The organism is Bacillus canaveralius (genome assembly GCF_002860125.1).
Taxonomy (GTDB): domain Bacteria; phylum Bacillota; class Bacilli; order Bacillales; family Cytobacillaceae; genus Bacillus_BJ; species Bacillus_BJ canaveralius.
In genome coordinates this window covers 242,891-268,814 of record NZ_PGVA01000004.1, presented here as the reverse complement: position 1 = coordinate 268,814, position 25,924 = coordinate 242,891, and the positions used below count along the sequence as shown (strand labels likewise).

Below are 25,924 nucleotides of genomic sequence, written 5' to 3'. Positions count from 1 at the left end.
TTGCTTCCGCCCACTTTATTTTAATAACATTTCAGCCAAAAGCTTTCGCCATTCATCAATTCCACTTGTTTCTTTGTCTGGCTGAATGTCACTTTTAATGGTATTTTCAAAAAGATGCAAGTCGAAACCGCAGGCATCACAACAATTCGCTACAGATGAAGAGAGGGTTTCGGAAAAATAATCCAATATTGCTCTGCGGCGGCAGCTGTGCCCATCGACCCATTTTTTTATTTCTTCAATTTTCCTGCTTTTAAATTTAGCCCGGTCATTTGAAAAAGCGACGAGTCTGGCAATTGTCTCTTTCAGGGGCCGCCTGGCGTCAAAGCCTTCAAGCAGGTGTTTTCTGGTGATTCTCCATTGTATTTCACTAAATCCGCAGAAACTGATGATTTCTTCAGCGGCTAAATCATACTCTGGCACGGTCTTGCCGGTTTCAATTAGCCATGATTCCAGCCTGTGCAGCTGCGCCCCGGAAGGCAACTCCATTTCAGCCAACTGGGCGGAGAGCTGCTCATCTCCGGAAGAATATAATAAAATCGCGACACTTGGCTTTCCATCTCTTCCGGCCCGGCCTATTTCCTGCAAATATGATTCAAGCTGAATCGGCATGTGATAGTGAATAACAAAGCGGATATTATCTTTATTTATTCCCATCCCAAATGCACTTGTTGCACAAATGATATCAAGTTGTCCAAGCAGGAACTGCTGCTGGACAAGGATTCGATCCTCCTGTTCCATCCCACCATGGTACGGCATTACTTTGGCTATTCCTTTATCACGCAACAATTGAGCCATTTGCTCAGCCAGCCTTTTACTGGAAAAGTAGATAATTCCCGGCCCTCTTAAAAGGCTTGCATAATGAAACAGCCTCTCCTGCTTGGAGCGAAAGTCTTCTAGATGTTCAGCAACAAGTGTAATATTCGGTCTGTCAACCGAAAAGACGATTTCATTCATTTCCGCTAATTTCAGAGATTGAATGATGTCCGCTCTTACCTCTTTCGTTGCTGTAGCAGTGAGGGCCAATGTTAATGGTTCCCCAAGGCGGACGCGAATTTCACCAAGCCTTTGATAGTCGGGGCGGAAATCATATCCCCATTGCGAAATACAATGGGCCTCGTCAATGACAAAAAGGGAGACAGGTAAGCTGACTAGCCTTTTTATCACAAATTCGACCGTCAGCATCTCGGGTGAAATGAATATAAACTTGTAGCGATGAAGCCGATTTAAAACATGCCGCTTTTCTGCGGGCGATAAAAAAGAATTTAGAGCGACGGCTCTTTTTTCACCGCGCATCATCATTTGCTCAACTTGATCCTGCATTAAAGAAAGGAGCGGCGACGCAATTAATACAGCTCCTTCGGTTGCATAGCCGGCAAGCTGATAACACAACGATTTACCTGTTCCGGTCGGCAACATCGCCAGTGTATGCGTTCCTTGCAAAATCGATTCAACCGTTTCTTTTTGTCCCGGCCTAAATTCATCATGATCAAAAAATTGATTTAATAAAGCCTCTAAGTCCATATGTGGCCACCTAGTTTTGCCATTACTAAGCGAATTTCAAAATAATCCGCCGCAGAGGCATATTTCCTAATTTGTTTCAACTGTTTGGAAGATGTTAATTCCGCTGCTTTTTGAATCACCATTTGTTTATCGATATCAACGTATCGGGAAATATCAAATTCCTCTATATTTAATGCCATCTCGACAATATGGTCTTCTATCGTGCTTTGCTTTAACTTTCTGATTGCAGCAATTTCTAGAAGGGAACGGCCCTCATTGATCAATTCGAATGTTCGCGCAGTCGATTTCGTTAACGGCAGCTCTTTGTGGAGATCAGTAATTAACGGATATAGCAGCCTGTACTGGTCGGGTTCCCTTTTAATTAAATCTAATACATAATGAATGAAGCCAAGGAATTGCAGATGATAATAGCCCAAATCAGTCCCTAACTGCATCGCTGCCTGTACTCGTGTTAATCCGGCCCTGTTATGGCCTGAAAGGCGTAACACAATAACCGAGGGGTCGGACTCTTTGTTTAATTCAAGACAAGCTGTCAATTGAGCGTGAAGCTGCTCGGCCAGTTCCGCTCTGTTTTTTCCATAGGCAGATAAGTATCCCTTTAACCAGAACAGCGTTTCTTTCCTTTTTTGTACCGGTATGTACTTGGTTTCATGATGAAGCAGATTAGAACAAACTTGAATGAGAATCGACAACCGTTCCCAGAACAAATCTGTCAGGTGATGGTTTTTCCAGCCATTCAACGAGAGGGGTATCGGTTTTGCATCCAATTCTTGGGCCAGCCAATCTGAGCCCTTTTTCGTCAAAATATAGTGCTGAGAGACCGTCTCCTCGAGCATGCCCTGTTTCGCACAGTTCAGCACGGTCTGATCGAATTCTGTTCTGGTTATAAAAGAGAACGCCTGAAACAATACAGTTATATTAAAAAGGTAGGCATCCTGAATCGTCTGGGATGATTTTTTCCCTTTCAAGAGATGATAAACAGAGTAGATGGTTCTTTCGCCATTTATTTGCTTGAGACAATATAAAATGATCATTCCTAAATAGGCATTGAACATGTTTATCACCTGTTCCTTTTTCACTTGCTAAACAGTAGATCCGCAGGATATTGCGCAGTCAATAAAACTGGAGCCGTCCGGTCGAAGATAGTCTTCCCGGGCAGCTGCTTTTCCGAATCAAAAATAGCTAAAAATAAACTCATAATCATAGTAATAATATTGCGAGAAAATAATTGGAACCATATTCTCTACAGTCCATTTTAACATGAATCGACAATGCAATCCGTTTTAAATGGCGAAAGATAGGGAAAGTTTGTAGCAAACGTTGATATGATAAGCATTCTCATTACATTTTCTATTGAAATGTTGGTCATACAGTTTTACAATGGAATTAAGGAATCCGTTTTCTATTGTTTTTAAAGGAAAACGATCGAATAAAAACTGTTTATTTATTGGGAGGGTTTTTCATGGCAAAATATACTATCGTTGACAAAGACACATGCATTGCTTGCGGCGCATGTGGAGCGGCTGCACCAGACATTTACGATTATGACGATGAAGGCATCGCATTCGTGACACTTGATGATAATGAAGGGATTGTTGAAATTCCTGATGTTCTGATTGACGACATGATGGACGCGTTTGAAGGCTGCCCAACGGACTCGATTAAGGTTGCTGATGAGCCGTTTGATGGAGACGCGACTAAATTCGAATAATTATCACCAGATACAGTTTAAGCTACTCATCCCCTTTCTTTTTTAAGAGAGGGGATTTTTACATTTTTTCTAGCAAAAAAGCCGGACGATGCAGAACAATTCGTTCATTCCGCAAGATCCGGCTTTTCATTAATTTCAATTCATCAGGTTATATGCTTCGATAAGCGGTCTGTTTGCCAATCCATGTCTGCATCCTGGCAAACAGCAACATAAAGACAAGGGATATGAACAGACCCTTTACAATATTGAACGGCAGGATGGCGGTGACGATCAACTGCCGTGTCTCCACAGCAGACATTGCCGGTGCGTTCAAGAAAAAGGTGTAGGCAGGCAAGATAACAAAATAGTTAAGGACACTCATCAGAATCGCCATTACAACAGTTCCGTTAACAAGCGCGAAGGTCATGCCCTTTTTCGATTTTAATTTTTCATAAAAATAAACGGTCGGCAGTATAAAGGTAATTCCGGCAATAAAATTGGCAATATGACCAACAGGAACTCCGGTCGCGCTGCCTGTCAAAAAATAATCTAAAATATTTTTGAACAATTCTACCAGAATTCCGGCTGCCGGTCCAAAGATCAACGCAGCAATCAATGCAGGAATGTCGCTGAAGTCAATCATTAAAAAGCTCGGAAACGGTGGGATTGGAAAGTTCAGCAGCATTAAAACATAAGCGATGCTGCTTAGCATCCCAATCGATACTAACGCTTTAACCTTCAATTTTTTCATATTCCTCTCTCCTTTTTGAGACCCATCTCACATAGAAGAAAGGTTCAGCATTGGCATGCACTACGTAAAAAACCCCCAAACAATAGTTTGAGGGAGAAATTACAAAGGCACGCGTAATAAACATTTAAACCCTGCATGATTTAAATGTCTGCAGAACCTCCATCTTCTCCCATCCAGACTATACTGTCGGCTTTGGATTCACACCAAATCTGCCTAAATAACATTGTCGAGCTTTGGCTATTCACACAGACGAACATTCATTTTCACTGGAGATTTCCCCCAGAGTTTGGATGACGTCAGCTTGTCGCGAATATGCGTCCGCTTTTCAATCAGGCTCGCGGGCTAAGAGCACTGGCTCCTCACCGCCGGTCGGGATTTTCACCCTGCCCCGAAGATAGATCGTATTTAGTTTTACGAGATAAGTATACTGAAAAAAAGCTAATTTGTGAAGAACTATGCATGCAAAAACTTTGAATATTGTCTTACGATTTTAATTGGTTATCGACATTATTAACTTTATCAAATTAAAGCGTTTACATTTTAAAGTGTAAAACAAACCTCATTGACAGATAAAAGTTCGTCTTGTAAAATAATCAGAAAATTGTTTAATAATATTGGAAAAGCGGGTGGATATATGCACAAAATTTTAGTGGCAGATTCGATAAGTGAAGCCGGCCTTGAGCCGCTGCTCACAATGGAGAATGTCGAGATCATCCAGAAAAAAACGGATGATCCGGATGTAGTTCTTGATGAGGTGGATGCTCTGTTAGTAAGAAGTGCGACAACCGTTACTTCAGAACTGCTTGAGAAAATGCATTCATTAAAAATTATTGCTCGTGCTGGTGTAGGGGTTGACAATATTGACGTCGAAGCCGCAACCAAAAAAGGAATCGTCGTCGTTAATGCCCCTGATGGAAATACGATTTCCACTGCGGAACATACTTTTGCGATGATGGCTTCATTGATGCGAAACATTCCCCAGGCCCACGGTTCAATGAAAGATTACGAATGGAAACGCAATGCCTTTGTCGGTAAAGAGCTTTACGGGAAGACGCTCGGAATCATTGGAATGGGCAGAATCGGCTCCGAATTGGCAAAGCGGGCTAAAGCGTTCGGGATGGCGGTGCAGGTATACGATCCGTTTTTAACAAAAGAACGTGCTGTAAATCTCGGAGTTGAAGCGTGTTCGCTTGATGATGTGTTGACGAGAGCTGATATTATTACCGTTCATACCCCGCTTACAGCAGAAACGAAAGGCCTCATCAATGAACAAGCATTGGCAAAGACGAAACAAGGTGTTTTCTTTTTGAATTGTGCCCGCGGAGGGATTATTGATGAACAGGCTCTTGCTAAGTATATTGGAGCCGGACATGTGGCCGGGGCTGCCCTTGATGTATTTGAAACAGAGCCACCGGGAGAAAATCCGTTGTTGAAATTTGACAATGTTATCGCCACTCCCCACCTCGGTGCCTCGACAAAAGAAGCTCAATTAAATGTTGCCACCCAGGTTGCAGAAGAAGTCCGATTATTTCTAGAAGATAAGCCTGTTTCCAATTCTATCAATCTTCCTGCTATATCCAAGGAATTATACGAAAAGATCCGCCCCTATCATCACCTGGCCAAACAGATCGGAACCATTTTATCACAGTGCATAAAAGAAGGTGTCCAGGAAATATCGGTAACGTATTCCGGTTCTGTTGCTGATTTGGAAACATCATTTTTAACGAAGGCACTCCTATCAGGATTTTTCCGAAACAGAATCGACGTGAATGTGAACGAAGTAAATGCTTTACTGGCAGCAAAGGAACGCGGTATTACAGTTGGGGAAAAAATTTCAACCCATACATACGGTTATGCAAACAGCGTAACTGTGACAGCGAAAGGCGATGAAAGCCAGTTCACGATCCGCGGTACATATATCGACCATTACGGGCCGCGTATAGTCTTTTTAAACGACTTCAACATCGACTTCCTCCCTGAAGGAAATCTTTTATATATTCAGCATATGGATCGGCCGGGTGTCATCGGCCGGGTTGGAAAAATTCTTGGTGACCATTCCATCAACATTGCGACGATGCAAGTTGGGAGAAAGCAGGCAGGCGGAGAAGCAATCATGCTTTTATCGTTTGATAGACCCCTTCAGGAAGGAATGGTCGACCAATTACACGAATTGGACGACATCGTTTCGATTAACCCTATATTGTTATCTTAACAAAAACAGGACAGAGCTCGGCCTCTGTCCTGTTTTTGCGCATGATTGGCCGTGGCTGACCGGCCGGTTTTTTTATGTAACGTACGTGTGTGCAAACTCTGTTTTCTTTTACCCAAGCGGAAATTCTTTTCGTTCTCCTTTCGAGAAGGTCATGATCGACTGGTAGCCAACCTCCCGTGCCAGCTTCAGCGCCTGGTCAAAGTCAGCCCCGACATCTTCGGGGACATGGGCATCAGACGAGAGAACGATCGGAATTTTCTTGTTGCAGCACATTTCCAGCAGCCTTTTGTCCGGGTATAATTCGCCGACAGGCTTTCTTAAACCGGCTGTGCTTATTTCTACACATGTTTTTGACTCTGCAAGAGCGTTTACGGCCCGTTCGTATTGCGCCAATAAAAATTCTTCGTCCTTTGGTACATATTTGAAAATTTTCACAAGATCGAGATGCCCGACAATATCAAAAAGATTCGATTCAGCGAGGGTAACAACCTGATCAAAATAGGCAGTATACACTTCATGAATATCCCGTTTATCCCATTCATGTTTATATTCACTGAGATCGATGCCAAAATCACCGACCCAGTGGATTGAGCCAATCACATAATCAAAATCATATTGATTAATAAACTGGTCCATCTCTTTATGTTTTCCAGGCGTATAATCCATTTCGATCGACATCTTTACATCAATATTATGATCCCAGGCCGCGTGAAAAAGCTTTACATAATCCTTCATATCATAATATCTTCGTTCATTTACCCAATCGTTTTGCAAAATATTTGCAGTCTGATAGAAATGATAAGCATGTTCGGAAATCCCAAAATGGTCAATCCCTTTTTGGGCTGCCTGTTCAGTAAATTTCCGTAAATAGTCAAGTGTCAGCGTTCCCTTTTCCAGATGGTTATGATAATCCGTCAGCATATTCTCCGCCCTCTCCAATTTTTATCATTATACTTTTTAGAAAAGGACATCGGCAAGAAAAAAATCAATAATGGCATTCGGATTTATTCATCAATGCGAAGGGTCAGCAATTGCTGCGGCTGAATTAACGCTGATTCCAGATTATTTATTTCTATCAATTGTTTAACGGTCGTGTTTGCTGCGCGGGAAATACTTGTTAATGTATCGCCCGGTTGGACTATATACTGATTTTTACTGGACGATTTTATTGAAAGCTTTTGGTTTGGCTGAATCATCATATTTCCGTCAATTCCGTTTAAAGTTGTAATCGTGTTAATCGAGGTCTTGTAATGTTCAGCAATTGACCATAGGGTTTCGCCTGGCTGGACAGTGTGGATAATTTCCTGTTGGTGTTCTGGCTCTTTTTCAGACTTTACAGCTTCATTATCCAGGTCGTACGGGGGCTTGGCAGCAGCTTCAATTGCGGTATGACCAGGTTTATCATTTTTAAATACATGGACGGCTTCGCCCATTGCGATATTGCCTAACACGGCAACCGGGTTAACAGCATTTTTCTTTTCCGCTGTCCATTCTGCCTCATGAACTTCAAAGTGAAGATGTACTCCTGACGAATCGCCTGTATTGCCCATTCCCCCAATCAAATCACCCTGGCTGACCGTCTGGCCATCCTGTACATAGCGTTTATTTAAGTGCGCGTACACCGTCTCAAAATTATTTGGATGCCTTACAAACACGACATGTCCATACGAACCGGAGTAATATGATTTCACAACCGTTCCTCGATCGACAGCATAAATAGGCGCACCATTTTCCGCTGCGATATCTATTCCTTTGTGATGTCCATGTCTCGTGCCGTACAAATCTGTAATAACGCCATCAGCAGGCCAAATCCAATGGGCCGTTTGTTCGCTTATGTTCAGTGAGGCAGCCTGGGAGTGCTTTCCGCCAAGAAATAATAAACTAACACACAATGCCATAATACCGGCAATCAGAAATCTTTTTATGTAGTCTTTCATTCTTTTCCTCCTTAACTTGTACTCTCCCTTTCACCTTATGTATGTTTGTACTTTATTAGAACTTCATGTCAAAGTGTCAGCATATGAAAACAGTATTTGGTGTTTCCTGACATTTTATGCAAACTGATTTTTCTTAGGATTATTCGTTTCCTACGGCATACTCTTCTATATCTAGCCAACTTCATTCATTTTTCGGTTTAGCTTGTTACATTGTGAAATTGATTCAATTATTTAAAATTTTCAAATATAATAGAATCTTTTCTCATATTACTATAAAATGGAATCATCAGCCAATATTTTGCGTTCTTGAAGGAAGTGTGGGATCCGGTGAAAAAGAAAAAAGAAAAGCGCTATCTTCCGATCAGGTTAAACCTGTTATTTTTCGTTGTATTTATATTGTTTTCCTTATTGATATTAAGATTGGGAATCGTGCAAATTGTCTATGGAAATGATTTTAAACAGGAGGTCGACAGAACCGAAAACATTACTGTACAAAAACCCGTTCCGCGCGGAAAAATGTATGACCGGCATGGCAGAATCATCATCGATAATACGCCAATTAATGCGATAACGTATACTAAATTGCAGGGAACAACCCCGAAAGAAATGCTTGTGACGGCAGAAAATTTGGCTAAGCTGATCACCGTTGGCACGGAAAAAATTCGGGAAAGGGATAAACAGGATTTCTGGATCCTGCGAAATCCGGAAAAAGCAGCCGGAAAAATTACAAAGGCTGAACTTCAGTTGTTTAAAAAGAAAAAATTGACCGATAAGCAGCTTTATCAGTTACAGCTTGATCGCATAACCGAAGAGGACTTAAAGGAGCTTTCGGAGGATGATTTAAAAGTTCTCGCGATTTACCGCGAACTAAATTCCGGCTACGCTTTGACACCGCAAATCGTGAAAAATGATCATGTCACAAAGGAAGAGTTTGCACTCGTCAGCGAAAATTTAAACGCGATGCCGGGAGTCGATACGACGGCTGACTGGCAAAGAAAATACTTATATGAACCTACATTGAAATCCGTGCTCGGAAACACTACTGAAACAGATGATGGCCTCCCTGAAGAGCGGATTGATTACTTTTTATCGCGAGGCTACAGCCGGAATGACCGGGTTGGCAAAAGTTATCTTGAGATGCAATATGAGGATGTATTACATGGCCATAAAGCAAAAATCAAAAACATCACCGATAAAGCCGGCAATGTCCTTGGCACTGAAGTCATTTCAGAAGGCCAGCGCGGCAAAGACCTTGTCTTAACGATCGATATGGACCTGCAGATTGCTGTTGAAAAAATCATTGAAGAACAGCTTTGGGCCACCAAGCAGCTACCACATACAAGCCTGCTTGACCGGGCATACGTCGTGTTAATCGAGCCTAAGACAGGAGAAATCTTAACGATGGCCGGAAAGAGAATCGTCAAAAACGAAGAGACCGGCCAGAACGAGATGATTGATGATGCACTTGGCAATATCACTACTACTTACAATGTCGGTTCCGCTGTTAAGGGGGCTACGGTTTTAACCGGTTTTAAAACGGGCGTGATCAAGCCTACTGACCGATTCGATGATACACCATTAAAATTTAAAGGCACTCCGCAGGAAAAAGGCTCGTACAAATATCTGGGCAAACCGGACGATGTTGAAGCTCTTAAACTGTCTTCCAATGTATATATGTTCCACACCGCAATCCGAATTGGAAAAGGGCACTACCGTCGAGACATGCCATTGCCTCTAGACATTCAGGGCTTCGGCACGATCAGGGATTCTTTTGCCCAGTTTGGATTAGGGGTAAGAACAGGAATCGACTTGCCAAATGAACAAAATGGCTTCAAAGGAATGAGTACCTTGCCAGGTCATATGCTTGATCTTGTCATCGGCCAGTATGACACGTACTCCACGATGCAGTTGGCCCAATACGTGTCAACGATCGCCAATGATGGATACCGGCTTAAACCGCATATTGTGAAAGAAATCCGCGAGCCCGCTTCCAATCAAAATGAGCTTGGTCCAGTTTTCAAGAAAATCCCGACTACGGTCTTAAATAAACTGGACGTTCAGGAGGAATGGCTTGATCGCGTCCAGCTCGGTTTTCAAAAGGTGATGCAGGAAAGCGGCGGAACGGGTTATCGGACCTTTGGTACTGCCACTTACCTGCCTGCCGGAAAAACAGGAACCGCCCAGGCATTCTACGACGGCCCACAGCGAAAAAAATCAGATGGGCCTCCTCCGGAAGTCATGAATCTGAGCTTAGTAGCATACGCTCCGTATAATAATCCGGAAGTAGCGATGGCCGTTATTGTTCCGTGGGTTTATCAGGCAGACAGCGGTCCCTCACCAAACATGGAGATTGGCCGGAAGGTCCTGGATACTTACTTCAGCTTAAAGCATCGCGCACAGCAATAGTAAAAAAGATCAGCCTTCTCTCGGCTGATCTTACTTTCTGATATTTTGCTTATTTGCTCCGAGCGGGACATTGATTACCTCGGCAACCGGAAAGCCGCCGATCGATTTCACCTCATCGTTTTTCAGGATGACAGCTTCGTAGCCGAAGTCTTTGGCTGTTAATAAAATCGCTTCGACCGTATAGACTAAATCCGCCGCATTTTCATTATTTTCAGAGCCCTTTAGCTCGACCGACAACAGCTTTGCATTTTTCTCGCCAGGTGTAATTTCGAAATGACTAGGTATCGATGGTATAAGGTTTCCCTCTGTTGATTGTTTCTGCATCGCGATAAACGCTTCATCGATCGTGTTATATTCCTTCGATGACGGAACTAAAAGCGGTTGTGCACGACCATCCTGGTTTAAGAAAAAGTAACCATGGTCACCGGTCGATTGAGCACTTGCCAAGTTGATCTCATTAAGCGGACCGTTATTCCCCAGCATCAACCCCGGTTCACCCGCTGTTTTCAGGATAACCGTATCAACTTTGCCGGCGAAATTTTGTTCCAGTACTTCTGGTATCGTGATCTCGCTGCGTGAGCCCTGGCCGTATTGCGAATCTGCCGCAAAATTAATGGTAAGTTCCCTCTTTGTTTCATCCATGCTTAACTCTGCCTTAAGAGGATAATACTCATCGAGACCCCAAGTCTCTTCCATAAGCTGGCCGGCTGTTTTCTTGTACAGGTCAAGCCATGGCTTTTTTTCCTCATTTGCAACAAGCACACTGATCGGGACAATATTGTTGCCACCATCTGCTGGCAAGGCGTATGTCAATAATTCCTGTCCGTTTAAATCGTCTTCATAAACGGCCGTCCTCTCAGGCAGCGGACTTAAAGCATCGGAGCCTTTTGCGGCAAATGTATTTTGGTTGTTTTCTTCCGGATTTGTCTGGATGTCCGCAGTTGATTCTTGCTGGCTATTCTTCTCCGCTTTGTCGGCACGACTATTGCTTTCCAGTGCGATCTTATTTTCTTGCCGCCCTTCATTTTGTCGCTCCGCCGATTCTAGATTCGTATCGCGAGCGGGGGAACTCCGCCAATCCAATAATTCGGGTGCCAAAATAAAGAAAAGGATTAAGGCGGCAGCCGTGGCCAAACCCGGCATGAGCCATGCCTGGCGCTTTCGTTTCCCGAGCTTTCCGGCAATATTTTGATGTATATCCTGAGGATTGCGATGATCTGTCAGCTTTGGCATTTGCCCGAGCAGCTTCTCAATGCGCTCATCGCTCCACTCTGATTTTTTCAATGCTCATACCCTCCTTTTCCATCGATTCTTCCATTCTCTTCTTTAACACCTTCAAGGCCCGGTGCTGGGTCGTTTTTACTTTACTTTCGGTCCAGTCCAGTGCTTGAGCCGTTTCGCTGATCGACAGCCCGTGGATATAACGCATAGTGACAACCATTCTTTGATCGACAGTACACTGTTTCAGACATCCGTACATCGCGCGAATTTCCTCATTCTGCATTGCTACCTCTTCCGGGATCGGCTGTTCATCCATGACTTGTTGGGTTGACCAGTCAAATCTGTCCAGCAGCCGCTGCTTCCATCCTTTTTGCTTGCGAAAGAAATCAATTGCAACATTCCTTGCAATCGAAAACAACCACGTTTTTTCGCTGCTCTTCCCCTCAAAACGCTCATAAGACTTCAGCACTCTAATATATACTTCCTGAACAAGATCCTCTGCCTGTTCTCTATTTCTCACCATATAAAATAAGAATTGAAATACATCCTGATGGTATTTTGTATACAATTCCTCAAAAACGGAGTCCATCGGTTCCCCTCCCCGTTCAAAATAATAGTCGTAATTTATGTATAAAAAGTTTCACCTTTGAGTCTCTCACATTGACATGGGCTTCTATTCGCTTTCCTTTTCCTAAATATAGACTCTTTCAAAGAAAAAAGGAAGGGCTTCAAGGAAATTCTTCCCTGTTCCTTCCTTCTTATATTTGCCTGCAAACAATGAATGTTTCCCGTGAATCAAGACTAATCGGCAAAACTGGCTAATTTATCCGATATTTCGAGGGACAAAAAACGAGAATATCGTGCCGAGGTTAAGCTTTGTTTGCACTGTAATATTTCCTTTATGGGCATCGATGATATTTTTGGCAATTGCAAGGCCAAGACCAGTACCGGAACGGCCCCTCGTTCTTGCCTTATCCGCTTTATAAAACCGTTCAAAAACAAACGGAATATCTTCTTCGGGAATTCCGGAGCCTGAGTCACTTACTTCCACAAACAAACCCCGTTCATTCGTTTTAATGATCACTTCAACCTTACCTGTATCCGGCGTATGCCTGATCGCATTATCAATTAAATTCGTTAGTACTTGTTCAATCCGGTCGGGATCAAATACGAAATATTCTTCATCACTTAAAATCGAAAAAGTGAGCTTGATTTCCTTGTCTTTTGCAAGCCCGTGAAACTTGCGGATAATCCTCTGGATATACGGACGAATTTCAACTGCTTCCGTATTTAGTTCGATATATCCCGCTTCCATCCGGGCCAGATCAAGGAGCTCGTTGACGAGGCGGCCCATCCGCAGCGATTCATCATAAATGACTTTAGCCATTTCCTGCTTTTCTTCAACCGTTCCGGCAATATCATCGACAATCGCCTCGCTATAGCCCTGCATCATCGAAATCGGCGTACGAAGCTCATGCGATACATTGGCAATAAAGTCTTTTCTGAGTTTATTCAGCTGGCGCTCCTCGGTCATATCCCGAATAACAGCGACAGCCCCGCGAATAAACTTGTTATTATATAAGGGACTGACAATGATCACCCAAAAACGGCCTTGAAAGGAGATCTCTCCTACCTGCTCCTTTTCGGTATCAACAGCAAGCTGGAATAATTCCATCACCTCGGAAGGAACTGCTTCCTGATTATTTGCTTCATGTTGTTCATAATACCAATTTTGCAGAAAACGTTCGGCCGGAGGGTTGGTGATCAAAATTGTCCCATCACGGTTAAACGTAATAACGCCATCGGCCATTCCGCTTAAAATGCTCGAAAGTTGCTCTTTCTCCTGGCTTAATGCGTTCATATTGAACTTCAATTGGCGGCCCATTTGGTTAAAAGCGGTAGCCAGTTCGCCTATTTCATCATTCGTTAAGATAGGAACCTTCGTGTCAAATTTTCCTCTCGCAACCTCAAAAGCAGCTTCGCGCATTTTCCGTAGCGGTGCCGTAATTCTCGTTGATAAGAAAAAAGCAAAAATCGTCGTTAAAATGATGGCAACTCCTGCGGCAAGCCAAATAAATTTGGTCGTCGAGCGGGTCGTTTCCTCCATCACTTCAAGTGATTGATAAATAAAAACAGCACCTGTTTCATTCAAAGGAACACCGACAATTAGTATTTGCGAATCACGGTTCATATTCGGGTTTTCTTCATTGACTGGAGAGATTTTTTTTACCGTATCCCTGTCGGTAAAAACCTTGGACAAATCTGGATCATCCCTTAATAAAGCAAGCGGTAAATCGTCGGTTCCCTGTGAATTTGGCGAAAGGTGATATTGGTTCTGGTTTTCAAAGATTGCACCCTTCGTCACATCATCAAGCAATTCCCAGGATATCTCCAAACTTATTTGCAGATCGTTTTGCTCATGTTCCTCAATAATCCTGGCGATTTTACTTGCTGTTTTTGTTAATCCCTTTTCCGTTTCGTTTATATGGTAGTTTTCAAAAAACTCCATCATCATGATCGTCAGAATAAACAGCACGAACGAAACGAGAAAAAGAATCGTAATCCAAAGCTTACCGACTACACTTCGCCAAAACATCATTCGTTTCCAACTTCAAATTTATAGCCGACTCCCCATACAGTTACGATCATTTTCGCTGCCTGTTCCGAAACTTTATTCAGTTTCTCCCTGAGCCGCTTTACATGGGTATCTACTGTTCTTAAATCACCAAAAAATTCGTAATGCCAGACTTCCTTGAGCAATTGTTCCCTATCAAACACCTTATCAGGTGAACGGGCAAGAAAATACAGCAATTCATATTCCTTCGGCGTCAAGCTCACTTCTTCGCCATCGGCCATGACACGGTGTGCATCATTATCGATTGTTAAATGCGGGAAAACAATCACATCTTTAGTCGTTGTCTCCGTTTGCAAATAAGTCGTTTTCGATGAGCGTCGCAACAGTGCTTTCACACGAAGCACCACTTCCCTTGGGCTGAAAGGCTTTACAATATAATCGTCTGTGCCGACCTCAAACCCCTGGACTCTGTTTACTTCTTCACCTTTCGCCGTCAACATTATGACCGGAGTTGCTTTTTTCTCACGGAGCTCACGGCAAACCTCTACTCCATCTTTGCCAGGCATCATCAAGTCGAGCAGAATCACATCATAGTCATTGGCCAGAGCCTTTGATAAAGCTTCGTTCCCATCCTCTGCTTCTTCAATTATGTAGCCTTCTCTTTCCAAATACATCCTCAACAAGCGGCGAATTCTTTCTTCATCATCTACTACTAACACTTTTACATCGTTTTCCACTGAACATTCCCCCTTGCAGATATTTTACAAAACAGCGGCCTTTAATGCCATATTTTTTCTAACATTGGGTTCTATGTATAATGTTGAGTCATACAAGATGTATTTAAAATAAAGCCTTCACTTTCTGATCAGTGAAGGCTCTATGAAAATGGACGGCGGTTAAGCGCCGGCATAAGAATGCAGGCCGGCAAGGACAAGATTTACGGCAATCAAGTTAAACATAATAATGATAAACCCGATTACAGCAAGCCAGGCCGATTTCTCACCATGCCATCCTTTAGACAAACGGAGATGAAGAAATGCAGCATAGAATAAAAACGTAATGAGTGCCCAAACTTCTTTCGGATCCCAACCCCAGAAACGTGTCCAGGCAATTTGCGCCCAGATCATCGCAAAAACGAGACCTCCGAGAGCGAATACGGGAAAACCAATCAAAACTGACCGATAGCTTATTTCATCGACAAGATCGAGTTTAATATTTTTCCCTAATGGTTGCAATGCTGCAGAAACACGCTTACGCAGAATTAAGCGCAGTAAACCGTATAGAATTAAACCAGCACCCATTGACCAGATAACTGTATTAAGTTTTTTTGCATTGATGAGAGCAGGCATTTCGACAAGAGGTTCCATTTTCCCTTTTGTCATCAGCTCACCTTCATGAGGTCCGGTAATCGCAGGTATAGTATAATCCTGGACTGCTTCCACGCCGTTTTTATCGATCCAGTTAAAAGACGCCTGATAGCCGCTTAAAGAAAATGCGCTCGCAACGATTACAAACCCTAACGTACTGATTAAGCCGTACATCACGACTTCGAGCCAAAAGGTCTTTTTGCTGCTTTTCGTCTGGTCTACAACCTTGACGAGATAAATCAATCCGGCAGCAAAGCTAACAGATAATATCGCTTCCCCGAGGGACACGGTGATGACATGAATGGTCAGCCAGTGACTCTGCAGGGCAGGGATCAATGGTGATATATCAGTCGGAAACATGCTTGCATAAGCAATGATCAATACAACAATTGGCAGGGTGAATAACCCTAACACAGGTGTTCGATACATAAAGAAGAACACAATAAAGGCACCGACCAGAGCCATACCGAAAAAGGTCGTGAATTCGAAGAGGTTGCTGACCGGCGTGTGTCCGGCCGCAATCCATCTAGTAATGAAATAACCGAGCTGGGCCGCAAAGCCGATAATCGTTAAAATGATTCCGATTTTCCCCCAGCCGTTAACTCCTGTTTTTTTCGAATCCTTCTCCTTTATCGCACCGCCGAAAAAAGCGATGGCAATTAAGTAAAGCAGAAAAGCTATATATAACAAGTTCGAGCTTAAAGCTGCCACTGTTTATCCCCCTTAAACTTCTTTTTCATTCTGCAGCTGATCTCCAGGTTCTTGAATACCGGTACCTTTTAACGCTGTTGTTATTTCTTTTTTCAAACCAAACCAGTTCTTATTCGTATGGGCAGCAACCCAAACCTTCCCATCCATTTGGCGAAACCAAATCCTGCGATGGTTCCAGTATGCCCCTTGAACGACACCAATCATAAAAATCGCGCCGCCAAGGCTGATAATCCAGAGCGTTAAATCCTTGCGAACCGTTAAAGCGGAAACATTTTTCGTTTCAACACCGTTAAAGGTCATTTTATATTGATTGTCATTTGAAGGCTCAATCGTTTTGCGAATCGCTACAAAACTGACTTCCCCCTCTGGCGTGTCAGGTGTGACCATTTTAAAGACGAAGGCCGGGTTGTTTGGTATCTTTGATTTTGTTATCGGCTCCCCATCGGAAATTTCATAATCTGGGTAATACTGGACAATTTCGACTGAGTAGCCGTTGCCCAAATCGTAGACATTTTCCGGATCATATAAATCGATCGTCAAATTCCCGAATGCTTCTTTCGATTCCTTGTTTTCAAGGATAAATGACATTTTATTCAGTTCATTGAGCTTATACTCTACCTGATACAAAGCAAAGTTTTCAAATTTCAGAGGGTCATTGACACGAATCTCGTAGTCTTTAACTTTTTTAAGCTCAGGTTCTTCACCGGCAACGGTGTCGCCTTGTTTTTTATAAAGGCTGACGTTCGATTGAAAGTTTTTCGCGACCATGCCGGAGCGTTCAATCGCTTCCTCAAATACTTCTTTATCTTTATCCTTATCATAGACTTCTAGAATAAATTGATCATTGGTTAAATAATATTGCCCGTCAGTTTCCGGGATTACCTTTGTCTCTCCCTCGCGGACCCAGAGGGTTTCATCGACGTACATGCCAGGCACGAATCTTAGCATCGCGCCAATTAAGAAGATGATCAAGCCGACATGGTTAACATACGGGCCCCACCTCGAAAAACGTCCCTTTTCAGCGAGGATATCGCCATTTTCTTCGCGAAGCTTGTACCTTCTCGCTTTAAGATTTTGTTTAATTCGATCAAAATCGTTTTCGCCTATCTCGTTGGTGTCGGTCATTCCAAAAATACGCTGCCTCTTCAGATAGCTTTCATGCCTTGAAACACGCTGTTTCTTTAAAGCGCGGTATAACGGGATAACCCGGTCAAGGCTGCAAATAACGAGCGACACACCAATTGATGCGATTAAAATTAGATACCACCATGAACTGTAGAGATTATGAAATCCAAGTTGATAATAGAGATTTCCCATCCATCCGTATTGGTCCTGATAATATTCAGACGCTGGCATGACCGGCGGGATATACATCTCCTGAGGAAAAATCGTCCCGAGCGAAGATGCTGATAAAGTAATGACAATCAGCCATACACCCACTTTTACGGACGAAAAAAAGTTCCAAATTTTATCAATTATCGTTTTATTGTAAGTTTGTGAACGCCTGGCACTGCCTTCATAGCGCATGTCAAGCAGCGCCTTGCCATTCTCCTGCTCCCCGAGCACCTTACCGCACGATTCACAAAGAACCGTTCCGTGCGGATTTACGTGCCCGCAATCACATTTTACATCATTCATATGAGAAAACTCCCTGTAACTTAAGGTTTGATCTGCTCCATAAAATTTTTAACCATGCTTTCAGTCAGCTCTCCGGTATGATATTTAATCACGGTGCCTTCTGCATCGATCAGAAACGTCGCAGGAAGAGGGTTGATTCCGTATGCTGATTGGACTTGCCCGTCCTCATCGATCACATTCGGAAAATCAAGGTTATATTTTTCAACAAATTTATTTACGGCCAGCTTTGACTCCCCAACATTTACAGCCAGCACTTGAACACCGTCATCTTTAAAATGATTGTATTGGTTGTTTATATATGGCATTTCTTTTTCACACGGTTTGCACCAAGTACCATAAAAATTTAAGAAAACTCCCTGTCCTTGATAATCTGAAAGGCGGTGTTTTTCCCCATTTATATCTGTTAACACAAAATCAGGCGCCTTTTCTCCTATTGCTACTTTCTGGATGTCGCCTTTTGTGAAGTTGGCGTATAAAGTATAGGCGACCGCTGTCCCTAGCAAAAGCAATATGACAGTCCTGATCATTAGGCGGTTTTTCTTCATAATCGCCCCTCCAAGCCTTTTTTTGCTAAAACAATTTGCTTTTTATTATACCATTTTTCAACATCTCGATATTGTTTATAAGAAGATCGATGTGTGAACGTTATATGAACTTTTTCATTTCTTGTTTTGTGCCAGTACTCTGAGCTGCTTTACCTCATGAGCCGTCAGCTCTCTTATTTCACCCGCCTTAAGCCCTTGTAACGTTAAAAATCCGTATCTTTCACGCTTAAGCTTTATGACTGGATGCCCGATTGCTTCAAACATTCTGCGCACCTGGCGATTGCGGCCTTCGTGAATGGAAATTTCAATGATGGCAGAATTTTTCCGTTTATCAAAAGACAGCAATTTCACTGTGGCAGGTGCTGTTTTGCCATCTTCGAGCCGGATCCCTCTTTCCAGGCTCCTCAGCTTTTCCTTTGCCGGCATCCCTTTGGTTTTCACTACATAGACTTTTTCTATTTCATTGCTTGGATGCATAAGCATGTTCGCAAATTCCCCGTCATTTGTCAGTAAAAGTAAACCTGAAGTGTCGTAGTCGAGCCTGCCGATTGGGTAAATTCTTTGTTCAATTCCTGAGAAATAATCAGTGACAACTTTTCTGTTTTTATCATCGCTTACGCTGGAAATAACACCGCGCGGCTTATAAAAAAGAAAATATACGGGTTCCTCTCGTTCAACCGGTATCCCATTTACTTCAACTTTATCATTGGGAGTAACTTTTACTCCTAATTCTTTGACGATTTTACCGTTTACTTTCACTTTGCCTTCGAGAATCAGTTCCTCCGCTTTGCGCCGCGATGCAAATCCGGCATGGGCAATAACCTTTTGGAGTCTTTCCATCTATGTCACCTCATCATTGATTGAATCGTTCTGCTCCAACTCCATTCGGGGTGAGATTCAGAAACCGACTTCACTTAATGAATTATGACATAAATCGTCCATTTTTCAAAGCTGCGCGGGTCTTGTTTCTTTTTTTGGAACATTGACTAAAAACTGCAATTAGGTAAAATAAGAAAAACCGCCGACTGGCGGGTGGCAAGTTGTATTGATATTAGTGATCTCCAATCATCAACCGGCTCCAAACAGGATGATTACTACAGCTATTGCCGCGATGATGCCGATTAAGTCGGCAAGCAGCCCCACTTTTACCGCGTCACCCATCTTTTTAATGCCGACGGCACCAAAATAAACCGTTAAAACATAGAAGGTTGTATCGGTGCTGCCCTGCAGGGTCGCAGCAAGCCGGCCGATGAACGAATCGGGGCCATAAACCGCAATTAAATCGCTCGTCATTCCAAGTGCAGCCGTTCCCGAAATCGGCCTGATAATCGCCAGGGGAACAATCTCGGCCGGGACACCGATCAAGGTTAACGCCGGCCTGATGATGTTCATGAAGTAGTCGAGTGCACCCGAAGCACGAAACACGGAAATCGCCACGAGCATCCCAACGAGAAAGGGAATGATTGACACGGCAATCTTGATGCCTTCCTTGCCTCCTTCTACGAAACTTTCATACGTCTCGACTCTTTTAAATGTTCCGTACAATAAAATGAATCCAATTAGAAACGGAATAAACCAGAGCGAAGCAACTGAAATGATCTCCATATCCATTCATCCTTTACGGCTTCTTCGGTAATAAAAGTAGCGGTCGATTAAGATTGCACCTATAGCAGAACATATGCTGGCGAGCAGAGTCGGGGCGACAATGTCCGTCGGGGACGCGGAATCATAGTTCATTCTTATCGCAATCACCGTCGTCGGGATCAACGTAATACTTGAAGTATTAATCGCAAGAAACGTAATCATCGACCGGCTTGCGGAATTTTTCCCGCCATTTAGTGCTTTCAACTGCTCCATCGCTTTTATTCCGAGTGGGGTAGCGGCATTTCCGAGCCCAAACATATTGGCCATCATGTTTGATAATATATAACCCATCGCTGGATGATCGGCAGGGATTTCGGGAAATAGCTTTTTCACAAACGGCCTGAACAAAAGGGACAATTTTGCTAGTAGTCCGGCGTCCTCGGCAATTTTCATCATGCCCAGCCAGAAGACAAGAATGCTGATCAGGCCAATACAGAGCGTGACCGCTTCCTTTGCTCCAATGAAAATCGCTTCGTTGACCTCATCCATCGTTCCATTGACCATCGCAAAAACAATTCCAATAATTGTCATAAACACCCAAATATAGTTAACCATGCTGCTTCAACCCAACTATCGCTTGAAATATATTTTTAAACAAATCAAAGAATCCTTTTTTCTTTTTCGTATTCTTTTCATAAAAGACAGGCTCGCTCCCGATGATTTTATCATCTAAATAAATGACCGCTTTACCGACAATATCAGGTACTTCTTCATCATTCCAGTGTGGCTTTGCGATTTTATATTTCACTTTAAAAAGCTTTTTTTCTTCTTCTTTCACAGGATATTTAAAAGCGTGGTCGAGATAGGTTCTGCCCTTGTAAAAAGGCTCTGTTATTTGTTCGACATATCCTTCCGGTAAAATTTCAACGAGTGTATAGTCCGTAAATGCCATCTCAAATAATTGGATATGGTCATTCCAGTCATCCGAAGCATTCAAGGTGACCGCAATTAAATTCATGTCATTCTTTTCTGCCGTTGAGACAAGCGTTCGTTTAGCCCGCTTCGTGTAGCCTGTTTTGCCGCCGGTGCTATATTCGTACAATTGTGTCAGCATTCGGTTTTTATTTCGCCACACCCTGTCCCAGCGCTCATTCGGATTGGGTGCCCTGTAGACTTTGGTTGCGGAAATTTCTTTGTATGTATCATTCATCATTGCATATCGGGTCAGCAAGGCCATATCGTATGCAGTAGAATAGTGTTTTTCATGATCATCAAGCCCGTGCGGGTTTTCAAAATGAGTGTCGGTCATACCGATCTCTTTTGCTTTTTCGTTCATAAGGAATACAAACCCGTCAAGGCTCCCGCCTACATGCTCGGCAATCGCCACGGCTGCATCATTTCCTGACCTCAACATTAAACCATACACTAAATCTTCAAGTTTGATCTTTTCACCGGGCTGCAAATAAATAGCCGAGCCATCCGTGCGAACAGCTTTGTTGGAAACCTTCACTTTTTCACCCATTTTCCCGGATTCTATGGCGAGGATCGCCGTCATAATCTTTGTGATACTGGCAATTCTCCGAACGGTATGGGCATCCTTTTCATAAAGAACCCGCCCTGATTCCTGCTCGATTAAAATAGCGCTTCTTGCGCTAATAGAAACAGAAGCTTCAAGCTTCTGGGGTACGCTGAAAATCAATATTGAGATGATGATAGAAATGATCGTCAATTTCCCTTTCCTGTGCATTTTCGCGACCTCTTCTCCTTTGGTGATTTGTACAAGTTTATGCAGGACAAGGTCTGTTATGACTAGAAATGGGTAACTGGAGACGATTTAGAAGGGCTGTGTTATAGAAGACGACAAAAAAAAGAAAAACACGGGGTGTTTTCCGCAAATTTTAATAGGGGCGCCATTTCAGCTGGCTCGCTTTTTCGAATCGATCCTCCGCGTTCCGCCAGTTTACAATTTCCCACCAGTTATCAACATATTCAGCGCGGTTATTTTGATATTGTAAATAATAGGCGTGCTCCCAAACATCGAGAACGAGAATCGGAATCGTGTCCCATTGGGTTAACAGATTATGCCGCTCCGATTGAAGAATTTCAAGATGCCTTGAGCGGGGCGACCAGACAAGCAGCGCCCAGCCTACACCTTCGACCTGCTTGGCCGCCTCGCTAAAGTGTTTCTGAAAGGCTTCAAAGCTGCCAAAATATTTGTCTATCTCTTTAAGCAGTTTGCCTTGCGGGCGTCCGCCCCCGGCCGGGCTCATATTATTCCAAAAAATTGTATGAAGATAATGGCCCGAACCATGAAAGGCCAGTTCCCTTGACCAGTGTTTGACGAGAGAAAAATCACCTGACTCCCTTGCTTTTTTAAGCATGATTTCCGCTTTATTTAACCCGTCAACATAGGAGCGATGGTGCTTATCATGGTGAATCCGCATGATTTCTTCAGAAATAACCGGTTCGAGTGCATCATAACGATAAGGAAGCGGCGGTAATATATGTTTCCCCGCTTCTATGTCTGCCCCGGTCATCCATACTGTTCCAAGCTGCTGCCGCTCTGCAAAATAGGCTTCCATTTCCCGATGTAACAGATTGGTCTCTGTTTGCAGGTTTGCCAATTCCTCTGTAGAAAGAGTTTTTGCTGCCCCTTCAACAATTTCCGAGAACCGGTCTAGTTTGTTCCATATTTCTTCATGCTCCTGGACATTTTGTGATTTCAGGAAATCCTTTAGATCTTTATTCCAAACAAATACACTTTTTACATATTCCTCAAAACGACTCATACGCAACCCCGCTTTCACTGTATGTTCTTTCTTATCGTATGAGCCCATTTATTGAAAGTTTCACGTTTTTTTAACGATTAAGGTCCGCGCTAATTTTTGCAAAAAAAAAAGAATGCCGCAATCGTATCGGCATTCGCTTTATTAGTTTGATTGGATCATTTTGGTCCGGTAGTCTGTTTCATAATATTCAAGTTCTTCTCTGATCTTTTGAAAGTCTGCCTCGACACTCTTTAATAGCTGGTGAATGCTTTCTGGCACATCCAAACGGAATTTAATCGAATTCTTCCCCGTGTAGGCGGAACGGCTATCCTCAAACCAAGCATCATTTTTCGGTGAAAAGAATTCTTCGATGCATTGATGGTAAATGCGGTACAATACCTTTTCAGCTCCCCCTTTTGAAAATGGCTCGCTTTTTAAAATAACCGAACAAGCATCGAGGCCTTCCTCACAGTAAACCAGTAATTTCCTCATATTTGAAAGAATCGATCTATAATACATGCTGTCGCCTGCTAATTCCTGCTCAAGTGCGGTAAGCGTCGTTTCGTTTAAAAATCCTTCAAGAGTTGAAACCGTTTTTTCCAAAAAATTCTTTACTTCTTCTACCTGCAGCTTCACAATCGTATTTCCCAAAATCAAACACCTCCGATATTATTTGTGGTTAGTGCGGCTGAACGATGAACTCGAGCGGTGAACGAAGTTCGTATCCTTGCTTTCCGCCTATCGCCGCAAAGATCTCCGGCAATTTTTTGTAATCAAGATCTTGAAAATAAGCTGCAAACTCATTTCTATTATTTATGTATATTCTTTTGCGATGGCGAAAACCCGGATTTTTAAGCAAACAGGCTAGCGCAACGATATCCCGGAAATAAACGGGGCTGGAATCCGCTTGAAATATAGGATCCTGTTTGAACGGAGTAAATTCTTGCATCGATTCTTCAAAAAAACGAACATATAAGACGTGTACAGTTTTTTCGACGCCGCCCTCAATGAAAGTGATTTCACTTCTATTAAAATAGTCTTCAAAAGAATTGGATTGTTCTTTTTCCAACTCATACCCTTTGCACTGCTTGATAAGCAAAAATAACCCCTCCCATAATTGCTGCGGCACCATGTTTATAAATAATGGAGCTGTCAGAAAGTTAAATTTATTTTACCATACAATGATTGACCTTGTCAGGAATTGGCCTTCTCCTGGAATTTTTCAAAAAACAGATCCGCTTCGTCCTGAATGAATTCATCATCCGTGCTCTCCGGCAGAGGCGGAAGCTCCTCAATGCTTTTCAAACCAAAATAATCAAGAAACTCCTTTGTCGTCCCATATAAATACGCGCGGCCCGTTCCTTCCGCCCGGCCAACTTCTTTAATAAGGGCTTTAGCCGATAAAGTGTGCAGTGGCCGTTCGGTTTTAACACCGCGAATTTCTTCAATTTCAGCACGGGTGATCGGCTGTTTATAAGCAACAATCGCAAGCGTTTCAAGTGCTGCCTGGGAAAGATATGCGGCCCCGGGCGATTCGACAAGCTTTATTAAATAAGGGGCATTTTCTTTTTTGGTGACGAGCTGGTAAGTTCCAGCAAGCTGCACAATCATAATTCCCCGCCCCGCGTCTTGTTCATATTCCTGCTTTAAGTCTTGAATGGCCGCTTGTGCGGTATGTTCGTCGGTTTCCAAAGACTTAATGATTTGCTCCAGTGTAAGCCCTTCATCCCCTGCTGCAAACAAAAGGCTTTCCAGAATTCCTTTCCAATTAACGATCTCCAACAGATTGTGCTCCTTCCACTGCCGATAAATATATGTCTGCAAAATTGTGTTCTTGTTCGACACTGATTTCCTTTAGCTTCATTAGCTCAAGGATCGCTAAAAATGTAACGACGATATGCTCACGAACAGGGACGGAAAACAGCTCTGTAAAGCTTTTGCGGCCCTTAAAGTTTTTCAGTTCTGCGACGATCTCAGCCATTCGTTTTTCGATAGAAATTTCCTGTCGAGATATTTTTGTTGCCAGCGGTTTTTGCAGTTTTTTTCTTCTTAACAGTTTTTGAAAGGCACCCAGCATATCATACAATGATACATTCAGTTCGGCTGTTTTCGATTTCGTCTCGTCTGCATAGCCGGAAAGGTCAGCCGGTGCCTTTGTATACATGAGGCCCCGTTCCTGCTCCATAAACTTGAGATCATGGGCAGCTTCTTTGTATTTTCGATATTCAATCAACCGTTCAACAAGTTCATCTCTTGGATCTGCTTCAAAATCGACGGAGAATTCATCTTCGTCCAATTCCTCCTCATGTTTAGGAAGAAGCATCTTGCTTTTAATCGCCAGCAGCGTTGCCGCCATGACGAGATATTCACTGGCCACATCGAGCTGGAGCTCTTTCATTGCATGTATATATAATAAATATTGCTCTGTTATTTTTGAGACTGGAATATCGTATATGTCTATTTCAAGCCGATTAATGAGATGAAGCAGCAAATCGAGCGGCCCCTCAAATGCATCAATCTTAACGTTATATTGCATAGTACCCACCAATATTTTCTTTAAAATTGTTCGTTTGTTTTATTACTAGTATAGAGGATTCGCAATGGTTGTCCAATAGAAATTTAATCATCCCCATCTTTCACCCGAAAATATTGGATTCGCCCAAACCAAATAACCCAGACCCACATATGCTGTGATTGTTAACAGAAACGCATTTTATAGGAGGAATGTAACTATGTCCGATGGAAAAGGCTATGGATATGGAGCAGGCTTTGCGCTGATTGTTGTTTTGTTTATTTTACTCATCATCGTAGGCGCTTCTTGGCTTTGTTAAAACAGTAGCTCTGGCGAAAGCTGGATATTGGACTGTAACCGTACGATTCGCAATTAAACGAATCGTTTAGTGTGTTTGCCGGGGCATTGTCAGCTGAAAAGGGAGGCTGCTCCCATTTCAGCTGGCATTTTTCGCTTTTGACATTGTTCGGATTAAGGAATCAGAAG

General features: G+C 42.9%; 25 protein-coding genes and 1 riboswitch. Of the genes, 4 read left to right on the top strand and 21 right to left on the bottom strand.

The features are described 5' to 3' along the window. Nucleotides 1-15: 15 nt before the first annotated feature. The gene (locus tag CU635_RS03470) at nt 16-1,521 is read right to left on the bottom strand and encodes a RecQ family ATP-dependent DNA helicase (protein ID WP_101575771.1); all 1,506 of its coding nucleotides are present in this window, start codon (nt 1,519-1,521) and stop codon (nt 16-18) included. Further along, on the bottom strand, nt 1,512-2,576 hold the full coding sequence (locus CU635_RS03465) for a YpbB family protein (RefSeq protein ID WP_101575770.1): 1,065 nt from the start codon (nt 2,574-2,576) through the stop codon (nt 1,512-1,514). The genes CU635_RS03470 and CU635_RS03465 overlap by 10 nt, the downstream gene beginning before the upstream one ends. 407 nt (nt 2,577-2,983) lie before the next feature. Here CU635_RS03465 and CU635_RS03460 point away from each other — a divergent pair, with 407 nt between their 5' ends. Continuing rightward, complete coding sequence (locus CU635_RS03460; RefSeq protein WP_101575769.1) at nt 2,984-3,232, top strand: ferredoxin; 249 nt, start codon at nt 2,984-2,986, stop codon at nt 3,230-3,232. A gap of 148 nt (nt 3,233-3,380) precedes the next feature. On the opposite strand, the gene CU635_RS03455 is transcribed toward CU635_RS03460, so the two are convergent. Further along, complete coding sequence (locus CU635_RS03455; protein WP_101575768.1) at nt 3,381-3,962, bottom strand: ECF transporter S component; 582 nt, start codon at nt 3,960-3,962, stop codon at nt 3,381-3,383. A 157-nt stretch (nt 3,963-4,119) separates the two neighbouring features. Then, a riboswitch (FMN riboswitch) is annotated at nt 4,120-4,362 on the bottom strand. A 234-nt stretch (nt 4,363-4,596) separates the two neighbouring features. Here CU635_RS03455 and serA point away from each other — a divergent pair. Continuing rightward, entirely contained in the window at nt 4,597-6,174 is a 1,578-nt protein-coding gene (gene serA / locus CU635_RS03450) for a phosphoglycerate dehydrogenase (protein ID WP_101575767.1), read from the top strand. Between the two features lie 108 nt (nt 6,175-6,282). On the opposite strand, the gene CU635_RS03445 is transcribed toward serA, so the two are convergent. Together CU635_RS03445 and CU635_RS03440 are read right to left on the bottom strand one after the other, a co-directional pair. Further along, nucleotides 6,283-7,095, bottom strand: a complete 813-nt coding sequence (locus tag CU635_RS03445; RefSeq protein ID WP_101575766.1) for a histidinol-phosphatase — start codon at nt 7,093-7,095, stop codon at nt 6,283-6,285. Nucleotides 7,096-7,178: 83 nt separating this feature from the next. Beyond that, nucleotides 7,179-8,111, bottom strand: coding sequence for a M23 family metallopeptidase (locus CU635_RS03440; protein ID WP_101575765.1), 933 nt, complete (start codon nt 8,109-8,111; stop codon nt 7,179-7,181). A gap of 327 nt (nt 8,112-8,438) precedes the next feature. Between CU635_RS03440 and CU635_RS03435 the strand changes: the two genes are divergently transcribed. Then, complete coding sequence (locus CU635_RS03435) at nt 8,439-10,517, top strand: peptidoglycan D,D-transpeptidase FtsI family protein (RefSeq protein WP_101575764.1); 2,079 nt, start codon at nt 8,439-8,441, stop codon at nt 10,515-10,517. A 30-nt stretch (nt 10,518-10,547) separates the two neighbouring features. Here the strand turns inward: CU635_RS03435 and CU635_RS03430 are convergent, their stop codons facing one another. From CU635_RS03430 to CU635_RS03355, 16 genes are all read right to left on the bottom strand, one after another. Next, the gene (locus CU635_RS03430; protein WP_101575763.1) at nt 10,548-11,801 is read right to left on the bottom strand and encodes a negative regulator of sigma-X activity; all 1,254 of its coding nucleotides are present in this window, start codon (nt 11,799-11,801) and stop codon (nt 10,548-10,550) included. Then, the gene (gene sigX / locus CU635_RS03425) at nt 11,776-12,327 is read right to left on the bottom strand and encodes an RNA polymerase sigma factor SigX (protein ID WP_101575762.1); all 552 of its coding nucleotides are present in this window, start codon (nt 12,325-12,327) and stop codon (nt 11,776-11,778) included. Before sigX ends, CU635_RS03430 begins: the two co-directional genes overlap by 26 nt. A gap of 234 nt (nt 12,328-12,561) precedes the next feature. Continuing rightward, nucleotides 12,562-14,337 (bottom strand): ATP-binding protein, encoded by a 1,776-nt coding sequence (locus tag CU635_RS03420; protein WP_101575761.1) that lies wholly within the window; start codon nt 14,335-14,337, stop codon nt 12,562-12,564. Beyond that, nucleotides 14,334-15,050 (bottom strand): response regulator transcription factor, encoded by a 717-nt coding sequence (locus tag CU635_RS03415; protein WP_101575760.1) that lies wholly within the window; start codon nt 15,048-15,050, stop codon nt 14,334-14,336. The genes CU635_RS03420 and CU635_RS03415 overlap by 4 nt, the downstream gene beginning before the upstream one ends. 159 nt (nt 15,051-15,209) lie before the next feature. After that, entirely contained in the window at nt 15,210-16,391 is a 1,182-nt protein-coding gene (gene ccsB / locus CU635_RS03410; RefSeq protein ID WP_101575759.1) for a c-type cytochrome biogenesis protein CcsB, read from the bottom strand. 12 nt (nt 16,392-16,403) lie between these two features. After that, complete coding sequence (locus CU635_RS03405) at nt 16,404-18,029, bottom strand: cytochrome c biogenesis ResB family protein (RefSeq protein ID WP_101575758.1); 1,626 nt, start codon at nt 18,027-18,029, stop codon at nt 16,404-16,406. 20 nt (nt 18,030-18,049) lie between these two features. Beyond that, nucleotides 18,050-18,574 (bottom strand): thiol-disulfide oxidoreductase ResA, encoded by a 525-nt coding sequence (gene resA, locus CU635_RS03400; RefSeq protein ID WP_101575757.1) that lies wholly within the window; start codon nt 18,572-18,574, stop codon nt 18,050-18,052. Between the two features lie 114 nt (nt 18,575-18,688). Beyond that, nucleotides 18,689-19,414 carry a 23S rRNA pseudouridine(2605) synthase RluB gene (gene rluB, locus CU635_RS03395; protein ID WP_101575756.1) on the bottom strand — a complete coding sequence of 242 codons (726 nt, stop codon included), beginning with the start codon at nt 19,412-19,414 and terminating at the stop codon, nt 18,689-18,691. Between the two features lie 228 nt (nt 19,415-19,642). Continuing rightward, nucleotides 19,643-20,179 (bottom strand): spore maturation protein, encoded by a 537-nt coding sequence (locus CU635_RS03390; RefSeq protein WP_101575755.1) that lies wholly within the window; start codon nt 20,177-20,179, stop codon nt 19,643-19,645. 6 nt (nt 20,180-20,185) lie between these two features. Then, entirely contained in the window at nt 20,186-20,773 is a 588-nt protein-coding gene (locus CU635_RS03385) for a nucleoside recognition domain-containing protein (protein ID WP_101575754.1), read from the bottom strand. Further along, a complete protein-coding gene (locus CU635_RS03380; protein WP_101575753.1) occupies nt 20,766-21,905 on the bottom strand; it encodes a D-alanyl-D-alanine carboxypeptidase family protein in 1,140 nt (379 codons plus the stop codon). Before CU635_RS03380 ends, CU635_RS03385 begins: the two co-directional genes overlap by 8 nt. A 151-nt stretch (nt 21,906-22,056) precedes the next feature. Further along, nucleotides 22,057-22,947: a superoxide dismutase gene (locus tag CU635_RS03375; RefSeq protein WP_101575752.1), complete on the bottom strand. Its 891-nt coding sequence runs from the start codon at nt 22,945-22,947 to the stop codon at nt 22,057-22,059. Nucleotides 22,948-23,088: 141 nt separating this feature from the next. Further along, nucleotides 23,089-23,577: a YpuI family protein gene (locus CU635_RS03370; protein WP_101575751.1), complete on the bottom strand. Its 489-nt coding sequence runs from the start codon at nt 23,575-23,577 to the stop codon at nt 23,089-23,091. A gap of 28 nt (nt 23,578-23,605) precedes the next feature. Further along, nucleotides 23,606-24,025 (bottom strand): hypothetical protein, encoded by a 420-nt coding sequence (locus CU635_RS03365; protein WP_101575750.1) that lies wholly within the window; start codon nt 24,023-24,025, stop codon nt 23,606-23,608. 95 nt (nt 24,026-24,120) lie between these two features. Then, nucleotides 24,121-24,708, bottom strand: coding sequence for an SMC-Scp complex subunit ScpB (scpB, locus tag CU635_RS03360; RefSeq protein ID WP_101575749.1), 588 nt, complete (start codon nt 24,706-24,708; stop codon nt 24,121-24,123). Continuing rightward, nucleotides 24,695-25,462, bottom strand: coding sequence for a segregation/condensation protein A (locus CU635_RS03355; RefSeq protein WP_101575748.1), 768 nt, complete (start codon nt 25,460-25,462; stop codon nt 24,695-24,697). Before CU635_RS03355 ends, scpB begins: the two co-directional genes overlap by 14 nt. A gap of 196 nt (nt 25,463-25,658) precedes the next feature. Here CU635_RS03355 and CU635_RS03350 point away from each other — a divergent pair, with 196 nt between their 5' ends. Continuing rightward, complete coding sequence (locus CU635_RS03350) at nt 25,659-25,757, top strand: YjcZ family sporulation protein (RefSeq protein WP_101575747.1); 99 nt, start codon at nt 25,659-25,661, stop codon at nt 25,755-25,757. Nucleotides 25,758-25,924: the final 167 nt, after the last annotated feature.

Bases quoted from the DNA above. Each gene is read 5' to 3' on its own strand.
- CU635_RS03375 (WP_101575752.1), bottom strand. From the start codon at position 22,947: ATGAGTCGTTTTGAGGAATATGTAAAAAGTGTATTTGTTTGGAATAAA.
- rluB (WP_101575756.1), bottom strand. From the start codon at position 19,414: ATGGAAAGACTCCAAAAGGTTATTGCCCATGCCGGATTTGCATCGCGG.
- CU635_RS03355 (WP_101575748.1), bottom strand. From the start codon at position 25,462: ATGCAATATAACGTTAAGATTGATGCATTTGAGGGGCCGCTCGATTTG.
- serA (WP_101575767.1), top strand. From the start codon at position 4,597: ATGCACAAAATTTTAGTGGCAGATTCGATAAGTGAAGCCGGCCTTGAG.
- CU635_RS03385 (WP_101575754.1), bottom strand. From the start codon at position 20,773: ATGGTTAACTATATTTGGGTGTTTATGACAATTATTGGAATTGTTTTT.
- CU635_RS03440 (WP_101575765.1), bottom strand. From the start codon at position 8,111: ATGAAAGACTACATAAAAAGATTTCTGATTGCCGGTATTATGGCATTG.
- CU635_RS03420 (WP_101575761.1), bottom strand. From the start codon at position 14,337: ATGATGTTTTGGCGAAGTGTAGTCGGTAAGCTTTGGATTACGATTCTT.
- CU635_RS03460 (WP_101575769.1), top strand. From the start codon at position 2,984: ATGGCAAAATATACTATCGTTGACAAAGACACATGCATTGCTTGCGGC.
- CU635_RS03445 (WP_101575766.1), bottom strand. From the start codon at position 7,095: ATGCTGACGGATTATCATAACCATCTGGAAAAGGGAACGCTGACACTT.
- CU635_RS03465 (WP_101575770.1), bottom strand. From the start codon at position 2,576: ATGTTCAATGCCTATTTAGGAATGATCATTTTATATTGTCTCAAGCAA.
- CU635_RS03405 (WP_101575758.1), bottom strand. From the start codon at position 18,029: ATGAATGATGTAAAATGTGATTGCGGGCACGTAAATCCGCACGGAACG.
- CU635_RS03380 (WP_101575753.1), bottom strand. From the start codon at position 21,905: ATGCACAGGAAAGGGAAATTGACGATCATTTCTATCATCATCTCAATA.
- CU635_RS03390 (WP_101575755.1), bottom strand. From the start codon at position 20,179: ATGGAGATCATTTCAGTTGCTTCGCTCTGGTTTATTCCGTTTCTAATT.
- CU635_RS03470 (WP_101575771.1), bottom strand. From the start codon at position 1,521: ATGGACTTAGAGGCTTTATTAAATCAATTTTTTGATCATGATGAATTT.
- CU635_RS03350 (WP_101575747.1), top strand. From the start codon at position 25,659: ATGTCCGATGGAAAAGGCTATGGATATGGAGCAGGCTTTGCGCTGATT.
- CU635_RS03455 (WP_101575768.1), bottom strand. From the start codon at position 3,962: ATGAAAAAATTGAAGGTTAAAGCGTTAGTATCGATTGGGATGCTAAGC.
- resA (WP_101575757.1), bottom strand. From the start codon at position 18,574: ATGAAGAAAAACCGCCTAATGATCAGGACTGTCATATTGCTTTTGCTA.
- sigX (WP_101575762.1), bottom strand. From the start codon at position 12,327: ATGGACTCCGTTTTTGAGGAATTGTATACAAAATACCATCAGGATGTA.